The sequence below is a fragment of the Paraburkholderia caballeronis genome (assembly GCF_900104845.1).
GTDB classification, from domain to species: Bacteria; Pseudomonadota; Gammaproteobacteria; order Burkholderiales; family Burkholderiaceae; genus Paraburkholderia; species Paraburkholderia caballeronis.
In genome coordinates this window covers 2,083,116-2,100,241 of record NZ_FNSR01000001.1, presented here as the reverse complement: position 1 = coordinate 2,100,241, position 17,126 = coordinate 2,083,116, and the positions used below count along the sequence as shown (strand labels likewise).

Annotated in this window: 16 protein-coding genes; 8 read left to right on the top strand and 8 right to left on the bottom strand. The window is 66.3% G+C overall.

The genetic code is table 11. The features are described from left to right. Positions 1–4 precede the first annotated feature (4 nt). Positions 5–1,201 carry a PepSY-associated TM helix domain-containing protein gene (locus BLV92_RS09370; RefSeq protein WP_090544319.1) on the top strand — a complete coding sequence of 399 codons (1,197 nt, stop codon included), beginning with the start codon at positions 5–7 and terminating at the stop codon, positions 1,199–1,201. Positions 1,202–1,346: 145 nt separating this feature from the next. On the opposite strand, the gene BLV92_RS09365 is transcribed toward BLV92_RS09370, so the two are convergent. The 4 genes from BLV92_RS09365 to BLV92_RS09345 all read right to left on the bottom strand — a co-directional run bounded on the left by BLV92_RS09365 (position 1,347) and on the right by BLV92_RS09345 (position 5,103). Next, positions 1,347–1,715, bottom strand: a complete 369-nt coding sequence (locus BLV92_RS09365; protein WP_090729916.1) for a hypothetical protein — start codon at positions 1,713–1,715, stop codon at positions 1,347–1,349. A 731-nt stretch (positions 1,716–2,446) separates the two neighbouring features. Beyond that, positions 2,447–3,310, bottom strand: coding sequence for an SDR family oxidoreductase (locus BLV92_RS09355; protein ID WP_090544313.1), 864 nt, complete (start codon positions 3,308–3,310; stop codon positions 2,447–2,449). 11 nt (positions 3,311–3,321) lie between these two features. After that, on the bottom strand, positions 3,322–4,368 hold the full coding sequence (locus BLV92_RS09350; protein ID WP_090544311.1) for an aldo/keto reductase: 1,047 nt from the start codon (positions 4,366–4,368) through the stop codon (positions 3,322–3,324). A gap of 138 nt (positions 4,369–4,506) precedes the next feature. Then, positions 4,507–5,103 carry a TetR/AcrR family transcriptional regulator gene (locus tag BLV92_RS09345; RefSeq protein ID WP_090544308.1) on the bottom strand — a complete coding sequence of 199 codons (597 nt, stop codon included), beginning with the start codon at positions 5,101–5,103 and terminating at the stop codon, positions 4,507–4,509. A 422-nt stretch (positions 5,104–5,525) separates the two neighbouring features. Here BLV92_RS09345 and BLV92_RS09340 point away from each other — a divergent pair, with 422 nt between their 5' ends. From BLV92_RS09340 to BLV92_RS09315, 6 genes are all read left to right on the top strand, one after another. Further along, a complete protein-coding gene (locus BLV92_RS09340; protein WP_090544306.1) occupies positions 5,526–6,299 on the top strand; it encodes a citryl-CoA lyase in 774 nt (257 codons plus the stop codon). A gap of 93 nt (positions 6,300–6,392) precedes the next feature. Then, positions 6,393–7,523, top strand: coding sequence for an acyl-CoA dehydrogenase family protein (locus BLV92_RS09335; RefSeq protein WP_208325559.1), 1,131 nt, complete (start codon positions 6,393–6,395; stop codon positions 7,521–7,523). A 21-nt stretch (positions 7,524–7,544) separates the two neighbouring features. Continuing rightward, a complete protein-coding gene (locus tag BLV92_RS09330; RefSeq protein ID WP_090544302.1) occupies positions 7,545–9,599 on the top strand; it encodes an acetate--CoA ligase family protein in 2,055 nt (684 codons plus the stop codon). Next, positions 9,596–10,414 (top strand): enoyl-CoA hydratase/isomerase family protein, encoded by an 819-nt coding sequence (locus BLV92_RS09325; RefSeq protein WP_090544300.1) that lies wholly within the window; start codon positions 9,596–9,598, stop codon positions 10,412–10,414. The genes BLV92_RS09330 and BLV92_RS09325 overlap by 4 nt, the downstream gene beginning before the upstream one ends. A gap of 44 nt (positions 10,415–10,458) precedes the next feature. Then, entirely contained in the window at positions 10,459–11,430 is a 972-nt protein-coding gene (locus BLV92_RS09320; protein ID WP_090544298.1) for a Bug family tripartite tricarboxylate transporter substrate binding protein, read from the top strand. Positions 11,431–11,449: 19 nt separating this feature from the next. Next, positions 11,450–12,199 carry an enoyl-CoA hydratase/isomerase family protein gene (locus BLV92_RS09315; RefSeq protein WP_166676706.1) on the top strand — a complete coding sequence of 250 codons (750 nt, stop codon included), beginning with the start codon at positions 11,450–11,452 and terminating at the stop codon, positions 12,197–12,199. On the opposite strand, the gene BLV92_RS09310 is transcribed toward BLV92_RS09315, so the two are convergent. From BLV92_RS09310 to BLV92_RS09295, 4 genes are all read right to left on the bottom strand, one after another. Beyond that, positions 12,184–13,176 carry a LysR family transcriptional regulator gene (locus BLV92_RS09310; protein ID WP_090544294.1) on the bottom strand — a complete coding sequence of 331 codons (993 nt, stop codon included), beginning with the start codon at positions 13,174–13,176 and terminating at the stop codon, positions 12,184–12,186. The genes BLV92_RS09315 and BLV92_RS09310 overlap by 16 nt on opposite strands. Before the next feature lie 24 nt (positions 13,177–13,200). After that, entirely contained in the window at positions 13,201–13,875 is a 675-nt protein-coding gene (locus BLV92_RS09305) for a flavin reductase family protein (protein WP_090544292.1), read from the bottom strand. A 40-nt stretch (positions 13,876–13,915) separates the two neighbouring features. Then, the gene (locus BLV92_RS09300) at positions 13,916–14,815 is read right to left on the bottom strand and encodes a DNA-binding transcriptional regulator (protein WP_090544290.1); all 900 of its coding nucleotides are present in this window, start codon (positions 14,813–14,815) and stop codon (positions 13,916–13,918) included. A gap of 75 nt (positions 14,816–14,890) precedes the next feature. Next, a complete protein-coding gene (locus BLV92_RS09295) occupies positions 14,891–15,742 on the bottom strand; it encodes a cupin domain-containing protein (RefSeq protein WP_134046601.1) in 852 nt (283 codons plus the stop codon). Between the two features lie 270 nt (positions 15,743–16,012). Here BLV92_RS09295 and BLV92_RS09290 point away from each other — a divergent pair, with 270 nt between their 5' ends. Continuing rightward, entirely contained in the window at positions 16,013–17,107 is a 1,095-nt protein-coding gene (locus BLV92_RS09290) for a mandelate racemase/muconate lactonizing enzyme family protein (RefSeq protein ID WP_090544287.1), read from the top strand. The last annotated feature ends 19 nt before the right edge of the window (positions 17,108–17,126 follow it).

Below are 17,126 nucleotides of genomic sequence, written 5' to 3'. Positions count from 1 at the left end.
GCTCATGGCTCCTTCGACGCGCCTCTGGCTGCGGCTGCATACGTGGAGCAGCCTCGTCTGCACGCTGTTTCTGCTGATCGTCTGCCTCACCGGCCTGCCGCTCATCTTTCTCGACGAGATCAGCGAACACTGGCGCGGCGATCCGCCGGCGGCCGCGCTGTCCGCGGACACGCCGCTCGTCGATCTCGACCGGCTCGTCGCCTCCGCCGTCGGGACGGGCGGCGTTTTTCCGGGCGAAACGGTGCGCTGGCTGAGCATCGAGGACGACAGCGGCCAGATCTGGATGGGGCTCGGCCCGTCGTATGACGCGGCGCGCGGCCTCGATCACGTGGTGCGTTTCGACGCGCGCAGCGGGCGGGTGATTCACGCCGCACGATCCGGCGAACACACGTCGCCGTTGTGGATCGGCCTGATGTTCAGGCTGCACACGGACTGGTTCGCCGGACTGCCCGGCGAACTGTTTCTCGCCGCCATGGCGTTGCTATTCGTGATCGCGACGGTGTCCGGCGTGGCGCTGTACGGTCCGTTCATGAAGAAACTGCCATTCGGCACGGTGCGCCACGACCGGCCGGCGCGCATCCGCTGGCTCGATCTTCATAACCTGCTGGGCATCGTGACCGTGGCTTGGGTGTTGTGCGTCGGCGCGACCGGCATCATCAACCAGCTTTCGACGCCGCTGTACGACGTCTGGCGCAACACCGAACTCGGCGCGCTGCTGGCGGCGTACCGGAATCAGCCGATGCCTTCGCGTCCCGGCTCGGTACAGGCGGCCTACGAAACGGCGTTGCGCGCGGAGCCGGGAAAAACCGTGCGCAGCATCCGGTTTCCGGACGGCCGGCTGGGCAGCCCATACCATTACCTGATCTGGACTCACGGCGATACGCCGCTGACCTCGCAACTCGCCACGCCGGTGCTGGTGGATGCGCGAACGGGACGCATGACGGCAAAACCGTCGCTGCCCTGGTATCTGACCACGTTGCTGACTGCGAGGCCGCTGCATTTCGGCGACTACGCGGGGCTTCCTCTCAAGATTATCTGGGCGTTGCTGGATGTCATGACGATAGCGATCCTGGGCAGCGGGGTGTACCTGTGGATCGCACGGCACAAGGCTCGCGCCGAACGATACAGACGACTCGCCGGTGCGCCGGAATCCGGACAGGCGCCGGCGACGCGGCGGGTGGGCGACAGGGAACGGGATTGATGTTGAGACAAAATAGAGTTGTATGGTACAAAAAAACAAACTTGTATAGCACGCGTGCCGCGCCGACTCCCGCGTCAAAATCCGACTTCGCTGCACACAGCGTCATGATTGCCATGTAGGCAAGCGCCGCCAAGCTGTGCGCTCGTCACTGCGGGTCAACGACAATATTCACTGTATCGAATTCAATAAGCAACTCAGCGCCTATTGTGGCTCTTACGGATGCGATGGCCTTATTAGGTCGGTTTTCTTTCCCGAAATACGACTTTTCGAGCGCATCGAGAGCGAGTTTGTAATCAGATGACTCAAAATCAGTGAGCACTTTCAAGTCGTAGATGATGTTTTGAATGAGAAAATCCGTCACAAGGCAGCGCGTCGCACCTTGGAACCGGGCGCGAGCACGGTCCTTCTTGTTGTCGAACATCAATGCAAGTTCAACGACGCCTGCATCAAGGTCCGTAGAAATTCCCGTTAAATACCAATCGTGGAACGAGCTAAATTTCTTGATAGGGTCCATGACGGAATAGTCTGCGACGGACTCACCGTCCGGCACGCATGCCCAATTCGGGATACCCCGTGCGTGCGCGGCCCTCCGTCGAAAACAGAGCGAACCCACGCTGGCGTAGCCGCGAAGCAAAATGTTTTATTTTGCCCCCCATTTTTCCATTCACCTTTGATCTGGAATGGGCGCTGGGCAACTTTCCGACATGTGAGAAATTCCCGGCAAGCGACAGATCCTACAAAAGCGCATGGTCTTTTCTTACTTTTATCATTTAAAATCAATGTGATGGCTATACAAATTTCGCTGGAAGAACGAAAGGTACGCGAGAAAATCCAATGAAATCAGGATAACCGCTATACAATTTTATTTTTCAGCAAAAATTGACGAATGCGAGCGCGGACAGATCGGGCTGCGGCGTTTTACCGGGTATGGCGTATTCCGCTCGTTCTGGCGGCGACGACGGTCTTTGGGCTGTTGTCGGCGCTGCTGGGTAGCGGGATCTGGCATGTGGCGGCGTGGATCGCCCTCGTTATGCCTGTTTGGGTAGCGGTGCGCTTTGGGTCGGGACGTAAAAGCGGCTGATGCTGCCGGGGCGCAGACGAGGGCATCCTGGGACATGCCGCTCGAAGCCGGAGAACCAGCCGAAATGCTCTGCTGCGCTGTTGCGCCGGCCGCGAGACGACCAGAACATCGAGACGTGTGCCGATCATGGTTATGCTCGCCGTGATCGGCACATTGAACGCCGATCAGGCGCGATGCGAGGCACGATAGAAATCTCGCGCCGATTGAGGCGGACGCCCGATAAGACGCTCCAGGTCTCCCGTGACCTCGGAAAATTCACCCGCCGCGATGGCCTGAAACCAGGCGGCGGCAAACTCGGCCACCGGTTCGGGAAATCCTTCCTCGATGCGCGCCTCGATGAATTCGGCGACCGGCACTTCGCGATAGTCGATCGCTTGTCCGCCCGCTTCGGACATCGCCGCCGCGATATCGGCCATATCGACGGCTTCGCTACCACCGAGCGTATAGCGCTTGCCTTCATGACCGTCGCCGCACAACGCAGCGGCGGCGCCTTCCGCAAGGTCGCGCCGGCTGGCAAAGGCTCCGCGGCCCCGGCCGGCGGGCACCCGGATGCCGGCTTCGGTCACGCTCTTGCCGAAAGGCAGGGTGTCGAAATACATCGTGTTGCGCAGGATCGTCACATCGAGCCCCGAGGTCTGCAACAGCGCCTCGGTTTCCCGCTCCCATTGCGTCACCGCCGGGATTTCGAACGTGCTGCCTTCGGCTTTCTGGAGCGAGACATAGTGCAGATGGCGCACGCCGACCCGCTTTGCCGCCTCGACCACGTTCGCATGCTGCGTAAAGGCATCGGTGAAGGCTCGGGCCGATACGAGCAGCAATTTGTCCACGCCCGCGAAGGCGCGCTCAAGCGACGCGGGGTCCAGATAGTCCCCGGTCCGGATCTCTACGCCTCGTGCCGCGAACGACGGCAGCCTTGCGGGATCGCGAGCCAGCGCGACGATATCGCGGGCGGGAACACGATCGAGCAGGAATTCGACCACCTGGCTGCCCAGGCCGCCGGTCGCGCCGGTAACGAGAATTCTGGTCATTGCATCGCTCCTCAAGCAACGATTCTGGAAGGGGCGTCGAACTGATCGGCTTTGCCGCCCGTGTACAACTGGCGGGTTTCAGGATCGTTGATGACGGTGTAGGGAAAGCCAAACGGGATCGCGCTCACTTCGTCGAGACGTGCAATCTGTTGTGGCGACAGTGTCACGTTCGCGGCAGCGAGATTGTTTTCGAGTTGCGCCAGTGTGCGCGGCCCGATGATCGGAAGCGAACCCTTGGCCGCGACCCATGCGATGGCGATTTCGCCCGGCGTGACGCCGGCATCCTGCGCGATGGCGATCAGCGTGTCGAGGACGGCCGTGCGCTGCGGCGAGTTTTCGGCCTGAAACACCCTGCCGCCGAAACCTTCCGCGCGGCCTTTTTCACCGTGACGATATTTGCCGGTCAGCATGCCGCCGCCCAGCGGCGACCACGCGACGACACCGAGGCCGAGCGCGTGGCCGGCCGGGAGCAGTTCCTGTTCGGTGCTGCGTTCGACGAGACTGTGCTCGACCTGAAGCCCCGCGATGGGCGCCGCGCCGCGCAGCTCGGCGATCGTCGCGGCTCGCGCTACCCGCCACGCCGGGAAATCGGACAGCCCGGCATACAGAATCTTTCCGGCCCGGACGAGATCGTCGAAACCGCGCACGATCTCTTCGACGGGCGTGACGCCATCGGACACGTGCGCCCAGTAGAGATCGATCCGGTCGGTCTTGAGCCGCTTCAAGCTCGCCTCCACCGACGCAACCATTGCCTTGCGGCTATTCCCCGTGACGAGAAGCCCGGAGGTGTTGTCCGTCCGCATCGTGAATTTCGTGGCCAGGACAAACTCGTCGCGCCGACCGGCCAGCAGTTCGCCCAGGATTTCTTCCGACTGACCAAACTGGTAGCCGTTGGCCGTGTCGATGAAGTTGCCGCCGGCATCCGCGTAGGCGTCGAAGATGCGACGGGCCTCGTCGGGTTCGGCGCCATGGCCCCAGCGCGTGCCGAAACTGCCCGCGCCCAGCACCAGCTCCGATACCCGGAGGCCGGTATGTTTTCCGAAAAGTCTATAACGCATGAGTGGCATTCCTTACTATAAAGGATAGAGGCTCGACGCGAATTCGAGCGCGTCGATGGGCCGGCGTGCGGCACGCCGTCAAGAATGGCGAACCTGTATTGGGCCGTATTTCCTGGGCCGAGCAGTCAGCCCCGAGAGTTAACGGGCGTCCGCTTCGGGACTGTCATTGCCCCCGATAAGGCTGCGCGTCGCCGCATCGAGTATCCGGCGGGAAAGCGCTTCGTCTTCGACGAGGCGGGACAACAAAAGGGCGCCCACCATCGTCGAGAGCACGACGGTGGGGTCCTTCTCTGGCCTGTCCGGGGACGAAGCCTCCGCGGCACGGTCGAGGACCTTCAGATACGACCGGATGCCGGCTTCGAAACTTCGGATCAATTCCGGACTATGCCGTGCGGCATCGGTGCCGAGTGCGGGGAAGATGCAGCCTTCACCGATCCGGTCGCGATGGGTGCACGACAGATACTGGCTGACTATGGCGGCCAGCGGATCATCGCCGCTGTCGTCGACCATGCGGGTCAATCGTTCCGCGCTGACCGCCAGAACGCGGTCGCAGGCCTGAACCGCCAGGTCGTCTTTCGACTTGAACTGTTTGTAGAACCCGCCCTGGGTGAGGCCCACAGCCCCCATCAGATCGTTCAAGCCGACCCCGTCGAAACCATGTTGACGGAATAACTGGCCGGCCGACTCGATGACCGCCTGCCGATTCTCTTCCGCCTGCGCGCGACTGACCCTCATGAAGCTCTCCGCCGATTCGATAGGTCAATTATATGGTGATCGCAATCTATCTGCAATGAGCCGTTTTAGATAGCCGATCCAGCGGCTCGTGCGTGGCCGTTCGACGCCATCGCGCATGTTGCGGCGCGACTGAATCCGTGGAGCCTTGCTCCCGGCAGGCGACATCCGGTGGTCCCCGGAAAGGATCTCGCAAGATCAACCGTCAATGCGGCCACGCCAGCCCATGCCGGCCGCGGGAAACGCCCCAACTCCCGTTGATTTGTTGTCACAGCTGAATTGATCGGCAGCCGCTTTCCGGCGCTGCCGGCGCTGCTTACACTCGATTCAAATTACGACGAACGAGACATCCTTCCCAGGGCACCGCATCCGGCCCATTCCCGCTGCGGTCTTCCGCAGACCTTCACGTCCAGCCTTTTTACACCATGTCCGACGCGCAAACCCACATCGCCAACGTGCTGATCGACCGGATCGAAATCCGGGGCTACGACCTCGTTGACGAGTTGATCGGCAAGCATAGTTATACCGAGATGGTTTTCTTTCTGCTGCGCGACCGTTTCCCGACGCCGGCCGAAACGAAGGCGCTCGACGCCGTGCTGGTGACGCTGATGGAGCACGGCCTCACGCCGTCGGCGCTCATCGCGCGGCTGGCCGCGCACAGCGTGCCGTCCGAAGTGCAGGTTGCGATGACCGCCGGGCTCGTGACGGTCGGCAACGTGTTCGCCGGCACGATGGAGGACTGCGCCAGACTGCTGAAGCTCGGCGTGGCGTCGGGCGAGCCGGCCGCCGACTACTGCGAGCGGCTCGTCCGCGACTACCGCGAGCGCCGCGCGCCGGTGCCCGGCTTCGGACACCCGCATCACAAGCCCGACGATCCGCGCACGCCGCGGCTGCTCGACATCGCGCGCGAATCCGGCCTCGCCGGCCGTTACGTCGAATTCCTGCTGACCCTGTCGGCCGTGGTCGATCGCATCTACCAGAAGCATTTGACGATCAACGCCACCGGCATGATCGGCGCACTGCTTCTCGAAATGGGCTTCGAGCCGGACATCATGCGCGGCCTCGCGGTCATCTCGCGTGCGGGCGGGCTGCTCGCCCACGTACAGGAAGAGCAGCAGACCGATTCCGTGCGCGCGTTGCGCAAGGCGGCGCGGGACAGCATTCCCTACGTCGCGCCGGAACCGAAAAAACATCGCTAGAAAGCCAGCAAAAACCTCAACGCTGCCCGGACCGGCGCGCCCGCGTCGGCGGGCTCCTTCATCTGCAAACCAAAGGGTCGTATGGATTTCACGTTGCCTCACGAACTGGAGATGATCCGGCAAACCGTCAAGCAGTTTGTCGATCGAAACCTGAGACCGCTCGAACGTCAGGTCGACGAAGCGGACGAAGTCGACCCGGCGGTCGACCGGCAATTGCGCAAGCTGTCCGTCGAACTCGGCCTGTATGGGCACAACCTGCCCGAGGCGCTGGGCGGCGGCGGCCTGGGCGCGCTGGCGCAGGCCGTGATCGGCGAAGAACTCGGGCGCACGACGATTCCGCTCGCCGCCACGCTCGGTTATCTGCCGGGCAGCCTGCGGTTCGTGAACCCCGAGCAGCGCGAGTGGTTCCTCGATCCGATCCTGAAGGCCGACAAGCTGCTGGCCTATGCGATCACGGAACCCGACGCCGGCTCCGATTTCGGCCGGGTCGCGACGCGTGCGCGGCGCGACGGAGACAAATGGATTTTGAACGGCACCAAGCAGTTCATTTCGAGCGCGAAGACGGCGGACTACGTGATCCTGCTCGCCGTGACGGACCCGGACGCGCCGTTGCGCTCGCGTTACACGATGTTCATCGTCGACTGCAAGAGCCCGGCGTTCCACTACCTGCGCACGCTGAAGAAGATGGGCTGGCACGGCAGCTCGCTCAGCGTGTTCTCGCTCGACGACTACGAGGCGAGCGACGCGCACGTGCTGGGCAAGGTCGGCGAAGGCTTCGACTGCATCATGGCGACGATCAACTCGACCCGCATCCAGTACTCGGGCCGCTATGTCGGGATGGCGGCCGAACTGCTCGAACTGGCCGTCGATTACGCGACGCAGCGCGTCACGTTCGGCAAGCCGATCGGCGAGCACCAGGCGATCCAGTTCATGCTCGCGGATTCGGAAGTGGAATTGCAGGCCGCGCGTCTGCTGACCTATCACGCGGCCACGCTGGCCGACAACGGCGACCGGCTCGTGCGGATCGCGGCGTCGCGCTCGAAGCTGTACGGCAGCGAAATGGTCGGCCGGGTCGCGGACCGGGTCGTGCAGATCTTCGGCGGCGCGGGTTACGTGTGCGACCTGCCGGTCGAGCGGATGTATCGCGACGCGCGGGCGTTCCGGATCGGCGAAGGCACGTCGGAAATGCACCGCCTCCAGATCGCCAGAAACCTTCTCGGTTAACCGGCCGTGACCGAATCCACCATGAAAAATCCGAACCCTGTCCAGACCCTGCTGTGTCCCCGCTCGATTGCGATCGTCGGCGCGTCGTCCTCCGTCAAGAAAGTCTCCGGCCGCATTCTGTCCACCATGGCGCGCGGGCGCTACAGCGGCCGGATCTTTCCTGTGAACCCGCGCGCGGAGGAACTGTTCGGCCTGCGCTGCTACCCGTCGCTCGACGCGATCGGCGAGCCGGTCGAACATTGCGTGATCGCGCTGCCGGCCGACCAGGTGCCGCAAGTGCTCGCCGACTGCCGCCGGCTGGGCGTGCGCTCGGCGACGATCATCGCCGCCGGTTACGCCGAGCTGGGCGAGGAGGGCAGCCGGCTGCAGGCGGAACTGGTCGACGCGGCGGGCGAGATGACGTTTCTCGGACCGAACTCGATGGGTTTCGCGAACCTCGTGGACGGCCTGTTCGCGACGAGCGTGCCGACCCTGGAGCATCAGTCGGACAGCGGTGACGTGGCGATCGTCTCGCAGAGCGGCGGCCTTGCGTATTCGGCGTCGTGGTTCATGGCGCAGGCCGGCATCGACCTCAGCTATCTGGTGATGAGCGGCAATGCCGCGGGCGTCTCGTTTGCCGACCTGCTGGAGTTTTTCTTCGACGATGCGAAGACCCGTGTGGTCGTGATGCTGATCGAAAGCGATGCGATCGTCGCGCAGCTGGTCGAGGTCGTGGAGCGGCGCGGGCTCGTGAAGCCGGTGGTGCTGTTGAAGGTCGGCCGGGGCGAGACCGGCGTGGCGATGGCGAAGTCGCATACGGGGTCGCTCGCGGGCGACTACCGGGTGGCGCGCGACTGTGCGCAGCACGCCGGCCTCGTGTTCGTGGACGATCTCGACGAGGCGGTCGGCTGTACGAGCCTGCTGCGGCGGGGCATTACGGCGGCGAACGGCGACGACATCGCGGCGCTGTCCGTCTCCGGCGGCAACGTGGTGCTGTTCTCCGACCAGGTGGATCTGTCGGGCATGCGCTTCGCGCCGCTCGCCGAGACCACGCAACGACGGCTGCGCGAGGTGCTGCCCGAGTTCATCGCGGTGCAGAACCCCGTCGATCTGACGACCCAGGGTTACGTCGACCCCACGTTGCAGGACCACACGATCCGGATTCTGTCCGACGATCCGTCCGTCACGACGATCGTGCCGATCATCACCGCGGCGGCGGACTACCGGGCGACCTGCCAGAGCCTCGCGGCGCTCACGCCCGCGATCGGCCGCCCGCTGGTGCTGCTGTGGACCGGCGGCAGCTACGACGCGGAATCGCCGGGGATTCTGGCCCAGGCCGGCATCCCGGTGTTTCGCAGCGCCAATCTGCTGGTGCGCTGCTTCCGGGCGATGAGGGCGGCAAGCGTCGACGAAGCACCGCTGCGCCGGCCAGCGCGGACCGCGAACGCCGGGAGCAATGCCGTGACGCTCAGCGAAGGCGACAGCATGGCCTTCCTGCAACGCAACGGCGTGCCGGTCGCGCGTTTTGCCGCCGTGCAGTCCGATGGCGTGGCGCAAGCGGCGGCATCGCTGGGTTATCCGGTCGTGCTCAAGCAGGACGTGTCCGAGACGCATATCTCGGACAGCGGCGGCGTGGTGCTGGACATCCGCAATGCCGACGAACTGGCCGACGCCGCCGAACGTCTGCGGCGCGAAGGCGCGTCGCTGATCCTCAGCCAGTTCCGGCCGGGTCTCGAACTGATCGCGAGCGTGTTCGTGCATCCCGTGTTCGGGCCGCTGCTGATGACGGGCTCCGGCGGCATCTGGACCGAAGCGCTCGGCGACGTCCAGTTCGTCCCGCTGCCGGCGTCGGCGGCCGCCTTCGCGCGCGCGCTGAAGCGCACGACGATCGGCGCGATCCTGCACGAAGGGCGGCGCGGCGCGTCCGGCTTCGACGCGGCCGTCGCTCTGCTGGACCGGCTGGCCCGCTGCTTTATCGATAACGACGACGTGGTCCAGATCGAGATGAATCCCGTCACCGTCAGCCGCGGAGAAGCGCGTGCGGTGGACGCGTCGGTCACCCGGGTGGCCGGCACAGCGGGCAGGGAGGAGCGATGAGCGGTCCCCTGGAAGGCGTCAGCCTGTCGATGCACGGCCATGCGGCGCTGATCGCCATGCACGACGAAGCGCATCGCAACGCGCTGTCGACGCGCCAGGTGCAGGCGATGCTCGATGCCATCCGGCGCAGCCGCGCAAGCGGCGCGCGGGCGCTCGTGATCGCGTCGGGCATCGGCAATTTCTGCGCGGGCGCGGATATCCGCGAGATGCTCAACGGCGACTGGCTGTACCCGGGCAAGGCCGCGCCGGACGCATTGACGCCGCTCGTGCTGTTCCGCGCGCTGATCGACGACCCTCGCCCCGTCATCGCCGCTGTCGATGGGCTGGCGCTCGGCGGCGGCATCGAACTGCTGCTGTCCGCGGACCTCGTGCTGGCTTCCGGAAACGCGCGCTTCGCGATGCCCGAACTCGGCCTCGGCGTGCTGCCGAGGACCGCGCTGGTGCGTCTACCGGAGATCGTCGGCCGTCGCAAGGCGCTCGAACTGATCCTGACGCGGCGGCGTTTCGACGTGGAAGAAGCGAAGTCGATCGGCCTCGTCAACCAGATCGTGGACGGTGCCGAACTGGTCGATCGCGCGCTCGAACTCGCGCAGCAGATCGCGGCCTGTCCGCCCAACGCGGTGGCGGCCGTCAAGCGCCGCCTCGGGCGCACGGCGCCCGACGACTGGGCGGGCATCGACGCGCTGCTCGAAGCCCTGGACCCGCAGGAGTGGCAGGAGGGATTTTCCTCGTTCCTCGAAAAGCGTCCCGCCGATTACGATGCGCAGTGGTCCAAAGCGTTGCGCGCGGCGGAGCCGGAAGACGGCGCGAAATAAGCGGCAACCGTGCAACAGTGCGGCAAAAACAAAAGGAGACAACGATGTTGAGACGCCACTTCGTGACGGCCCTGGCGGGCATGGCCGGCGCGGCCATCCTGAGTCCGGCGGCCCGCGCCGACGACGACTGGCCGAGGCGGCCGGTTCGACTGGTTGTGCCGTATCCGCCCGGCGGTCCGGTGGACGGACTCGCGCGGGTCGTGTCCGCGAAACTGGGCGACGAACTGGGCCAGCCCGTGATCGTCGAGAACAAGGGTGGGGCGGGCGGATCGATCGGCCTTTATTACGTGATCAAGGCCGCGCCGGACGGCTCCGTGTTCGGGTTCGGCGTTCCCGGCGCGATCACCGCGTTGCCCCAGTTGCAGAAACTGCCTTACACCGCGTCGCAGATCAACTACGTGAGCCTCGTCGGGCGCGTGCCGCAGGTCGTCGCGGTCAACGAATCGCTGAAGGTCAATACGTTCGGCGAACTGCTCGCGCTGGCAAAGAGCAAGCCGGGGCAGCTCAATTACGGCTCCGCGGGCGTGGGAACGACGCCGCACCTCGGCGCCGAACTGCTGCGGCAGCTCACCGGCATCAACATCGTGCACGTGCCGTATACCGGCGCGGCCCCCGCCGTGACGGCGCTGATGAGCAACGAGATCCAGCTGCTGTGCTCCGATCTGTCGGGCCTGCTGCCGTTCGTCTCGCACGGCATCAGGATTCTGGCCGTGTGCATGCCGGAGCGCGTGCCGCAGATCCCCAGCGTGCCGACCACGGCCGAACTGGGCCAGCCCGGACTGCTGGTCGAATCGGACTACGGCATCGTCGCGCCGCAGAACACGCCGCAGGGCATCACCGACAAGTTTCGCGCCGGCCTCGTCAAGGTGCTGGCGATGCCGGACGTGAAGCAGAAGATCGGCCTGCAGGGCGCCATCGCCCAGGGCAGCACGCCGGACCAGTACCGCCAGATGATGTTGGCCGAGTCGCAGAAATGGGCGAAGGTCATCAAGGCGGCCGACATCCGCATCAGTTGACCCTGGAGGCACGCGTATCGTGAGTCAGACCACGGCGTCATCCGGTCCGCCGGTCGAGGCCGGCGACGAGCCGGCGCTGGTCAGCGAGCGGCACGGTCCGGTGTTGCGGATCGTGCTCAACCGGCCGTCGAAACGCAATGCGCTGGATACGCGGCTGCTCGACGCGCTGTCCACCGTGCTGGCCGGCGTGGAGCAGGACGCGTCGGTCAACGCGGTCGTGCTGACCGGCGCGGGCAACGTGTTCTGCGCCGGCGTCGACCTGCGCGAGATGGAGGGCCGGCGCGATCCGTCCGCGGCGCGCAACCGGCTCGAACTCCTGGCGAGCGTGCAGTTGCGCCTCGCCGGCCTGGCCGTGCCGGTCGTGGTGGGGGTCAACGGCCCGGCGGTCGGCGCGGGCGCCGTGCTCGCGCTGTGCGGCGACGTCGTCGTGATGGCCGGGCAGGCGAGCCTCGCGTTCCCGGAACTCTCGAAAGGCATCGCGCCGTACATGGTGACGCCGCTGCTCACGCATTGCGTCGGGCGGCTCGCCGCGTTCGAACTGCTGGCGCGCGGCACGCCGGTGTCCGCCGCCGACGCGCTGGGCCGCGGCTGGGCCACGGCCGTCGTTCCAGCCGAGCGGCTCGCGCAGGAGACCGACGGCTGGGCGCAGACCATCGCCGGCGTGCCGCGCACGATCATGAGCCGCACGCGGTCGCTGATGCGCGCGGCGCGCGGCGACGCATGGGTCGACGCGCTGTCCCGCGCGCTGGATTGTTACGACACGGAATGAAGCGGCCCGACGCGGCGCGCGGGCGTATAACCCGCTGCCGCGCGGGCCGTCGCGTCGACGCACGGCCGCGCCGGGTCGGTTTGCAGCAGGTCGACGATGAAGTCGATGAAGCAGCGCACGCGCCGGGTCAGATGCCGGTTCGGCAAATAGAGCAGATAAAGCGGGTAGTGCGTCGGCACGTAATCCGTCAGCACGGGGACCAGCCTGCCTGACGCGATTTCGTCCGTGATGTTGATGTCGGCGACGTTCACGATCCCGGACCCCGCGACGGCCGCATCGACGAGCGTCTGCATGTCGTTCGAGCTGAGCACCTGGCGGACCGGCACCGATCGCGTGTGGCCGCCGTCGACGAACGACCATTGATCGTGCCGTCCGGTGCGCGGATTCACGAACGTGAGGCAGCGGTGGCGCGTCAGGTCGTCGAGGGTCGCCGGCGCGCCGTGACGTTCGAGGTAGCGTGGCGACGCGCAGACGACGCTCGCGATATGGCAGAGCTTGCGCGCGACGATGCGCGAATCGCGCGGATGGCCGAAGCGCAGCGCGACGTCGATCGACTCTTCGGCCAGGTCGGGCGTCCTGCCGCTCAGTTCCACTTCGACCTGCAGATCCGGGTTGCGCTCCAGAAACTGCGGCAGCGCCGGCAGCACGACCTTGCGCGCGAAGGCCGGCGGCATCTGCACGTGCGTGACGCCGCTCGGCGAACTGCGCTGATTCATGATGTGCGCATCGGCGTCCTCCAGCTCGGCCAGCACGAGCCGGCAGCGTTCCACGTACACCACGCCTTCGTCGGTCAGACTGAGCCCGCGGGTCGTGCGCTTGACGAGATGAACCCCGAGCCGCTTTTCGAGGCGCGCGATCGCGCGGCTGACGCCCGACGCCGACATGCCGAGCCGGAACGCCGCCTCGGTGAAGCTGCTGCACTCCGCGACCCGGACCAGCACGATGATGGAACTGAGCTTGTCTTCGCTGCAACTCATGGTGCGATTTCCCGCTGGACGTGGTTATGAACGGCCGGTGTCGTCCGCGGACGCGGGCGGACGGACGTGGGTATGGCGCGGCCTGGCGCCCGTGTGGCGCGCCGCCCTCGACACGATGTTGTCGATCAGCGCGTAGTGCGGGCCGCCGAGCCGCGCGACGGGACGCAGCCGCGCGCTGTCGATGTGACGTCCGTCGTAGACGTCGGTGGACAGGTGAAAGGCGAGCACCTCGCCGATGTACAGCGTGTTGATGCCTTGTCCCAGCGGAATCCAGCGGTCGAGCCGGCATTCCATGTGGACCGGCGACGCCGCGATGCGCGGCGCGCCGACGAACTGCCCGGGAAGGAGCGCGATGTTCAGCCGCTCCGGCTCGCTCACTTCCGGGCCGAATTCCGCGCCGCACTCGTGCATCAGGTCGAGCGTGTCGGCGGTCACCACGTTGATCACGAACTCGCCGGTCGCGCGTATGTTGCGCGCCGTGTCCTTGAGTTCGCCGTCGCGCAGCGCGATGTTGACGGCCACCATCGGCGGACTGTGCGCAATGAAGTTGTATGAGCTGAAAGGCGCGGCATTCGACACGCCGTTCGGACCGAGCGTGGTGATCCACGCAATCGGGCGCGGCACCACCGCGCCGGTCAGCAGGCGGTACGCATCCGGCGCGTCGAGGCCGGCGGTGGAAACGGTCAGGAAATCGGCCATGGGGCTTCCGTTGTTCAAGGGGGAGCGGGCCGCTTTCGCTTCAGCATAGCGGCTCGTGTTCGGCGAGCGCGACGGCGCGCCCGGCCGGTTCGCCGGCCGATCTGTCGCGCAGGACGCGGGGCGTGCTGGCCGCTGCGCTGCGGCTATCGCGCCGGCTGGGGGACGACGACGGCTGCATCTGCGACAGCGCGGCCGCGATGCGGTCGGCGGTGTCGAGCAGGTCGTCCAGATAACGTTCGACGGCCTGCGGCACCGACAGGGTCGACGCAAAGAACGTAATGCCGATCGACGCCTGAACCCGGTTCGCATACAGCACCGGCACCGCGATCGTGTGCGAGACCGGCCGCACGCCGGGGTCGCGCTTCGCATAACCGTCGCGGCGAACCTCGTCCAGCACGCGGCGGATCGAGTCGGCGTCCTGTGCGCAGTGGTCCTCCGGATACTTCGACGATTGCAGCGCGGTCAGCAGGAAATCCTGTTCGTCGTTGTCGCAGAACGCGAGGTACGCGCGGCCGAGCGCGCGGCTCACGAGGCTGAGCCGCATGTCGATGGTCGAATGCAGCAGCGCGAGCGGCGAAATCGGAATGGTGCTGTAGCGGACGAACACGGCATTGTCTTCGTACATCGCGAGGGCGGCCGGCCATTTGATGCGCTTCGTCAGATCGTCGAGCAGCGGGGCCGATGCCTCGACCACCTTCGGTTCGCCGTGATAGCCGGACGCGAGCGAGCACACCCGGGAAGTCAGCAGATAGGCGCCGTGCTGGGGCGCATGACGCACGACCCCGATTTCGGCGAAGGTCTGCAGCAGCCGGACCAGCGACGGCTTGGGGATGCCCGTCTGCTTGTGCAACACGTCGATGGTGGAAACGGGCCGGGTATTGAGGGCCTGTAGCAACTGCATCGCGCGCACGACGGACTGTACCGGGGGAAAGGACGCCATGGACATGCTCCGACCAAAGGAACCACTATCGCGACATGTCCGCCTGCCGGGAATTGGGTGCCACCCTGGCCGGGGTCAGGGATTGACCGGCGGCATCGGATATTCGGCCGCATTCCGCACGAAATCGGGACGCGCCGAAAAATCCGCCCGCGGCGGCGCGAAGATGTCGATCAGCCAGCCCGGTTCGCTGCCGACGTTCATGCTGGTATGGACCACGCCGGGCGGGACCACCATCAGCGAAGGGCTGCCGATCTGCGTGTGCTCGTCGTCGCGCCACGTGCGCAGATCGGGTCCCCACGGATAACGGCAGTGATGCACATAGGCGCCCGACAGCGCGAGCGAGCCCTGCTCGAAGTCGCCGTGCGCGTGAGGGCTGAGCCGGCTCGTGTCGCGCGGGGTTTCGCGGACGTTGAGGATGTTGAGCATCAGGTTCGACGAGCGGAATACGCGTGCGTTGACGTCGGGGCGGACATGCTCGGCGAGCGGATAGACGCGGATCCGGAAACCGTCCGGCGGCGACGGCCACGGGACGAGCGCGGCGACGTCCGGCGCGCCGTCCGCGTACAGCTCGCCGTTCGACGCGAGCGCGAGCAGGTCGGCCGCCTCGTTCGAGAAGATCCGCACGATCAGGCCGTCGTCGCGGGCCGTCACGGCGCTGGCGCCGGGCGGCATGATCGCGAGCGTCTGGGCCGCGGCCTCGACGTGCGCGTCCGCCGCGTCCAGCGTGGCGGCGGTGTCCGGCAGCAGCACCATGTACTCGTCCGGATGGTTCTCGCGCGACAGCACCGAGCCGGCGCGAACGCGCGACACGGTCACCACGAAATTGGCGCCGCGCGCGATCCAGGTTCGCGTGCCGTCGGGTCCGGTTTGCTGGGGGTCGATCTCGTCGTAGCGGGTGTAACTGACTGGGCGAACGGGTGTGGGCATGCTGACTCCGGCTCGGATGGGGAAGGGGAAAGGCCGCGCTGTCGCGATTTCGCGCCGGCGTTTGCCGGCGGGCGACGGGGCAAAATGTACGCGCGGCCGTGGGGCGGGTACAGCGCGCGATACCGATTTTTCGGAGCGCGAAATCCCGGCACGCGGGTCCCGGTTCCGGGGCTTCCCGTCGCTATACTGGGCTCCATCGAAATGCCCGGCGCCGCGGTTGGTCCGCGCCGTTGCCGGCCCCCGTGAGCAACCGGAGCAGGTATTTACCCCATGCGAATCACCAAGGTCAGCGGACTGGTCTACCGGCAGCGCATTCATCATCGCGAAGCCGTGCTGCTCGGCGGCACGGTTTCCCGGCCCTGGCACGAAACCGTGCTGGTGCGCGTCGATACCGACGAAGGACTGACCGGCTGGGGCGAAGCGTTCGGCCACTTCGGCGTGGCATCCACGACGCTCGAAGCGTTGACGCAGATCGTCGCCCCCCGCTGCGCCGGACAGGACGTGCTCGACGACGGCTTGCTGCCGGGTCTCGAACGGACGCTGCATCTGCTCGGCGCGAGCGGTCCCGTGGTCTACGCGCTGAGCGGACTGGACATCGCGCTGTGGGACCTGCGCGGCAAGGCGGCGGGCAAGCCGGTTCACGCGCTGATCGCGAGCCACGCCGCGACGTCGTTGCCGGCCTACGCGAGCCTGATCCGCTATCACGCGCCCGAGGTGGTCGCGAGCGAGTGCCGGGAAGCGTTGTCCCGCGGTTATGCGGCCGTCAAGCTGCACGAAGTCGACCTGGCGGCGATCGGCGCGGCGGCCGGGGTGCTCAGGCCCACCCGCACCCCGCTGATGGTCGACGTCAATTGCGCGTGGGACCTGTCGCAGGCGCGCGCGGCGAGCCGGGCGATGGCGGCGTTCGACGTGCGCTGGCTCGAAGAGCCGATCTGGCCGCCGGACGACCACGCGACGCTCGCGGCGTTGCGCGACAGCACGTCGGTGCCGGTCGCCGCCGGGGAGAACGCGGCGTCGGTTGGCGACCTCGAACGCCTGATCGCAGGCCACGCGCTGGATTTCGTTCAGCCGAGCGTGACCAAGCTCGGCGGAATCGCGGCGCTGTGCCGGATCGCGGCCTGCGCGGCCCGCCACGGCGTGCTGGTGACGCCGCATTCGCCGTACTTCGGACCGGGCCTGCTGGCGACGATCCATGTCTGCGCGGCGCTCGCGCCCGGCGCATGGATCGAACATCTGTTTTACGACCTCGAAGAAGGGCCGTTCGATGCGGGGACCGTGCCACGCGAAGGCCGGTTCGCCGTGCCCCAGGCGCCAGGGCTGGGCATCGAGCCGAACCTCGCGATCCTCGAAAATCACTCAACCTGAACAGGAAAGCACGAATGAA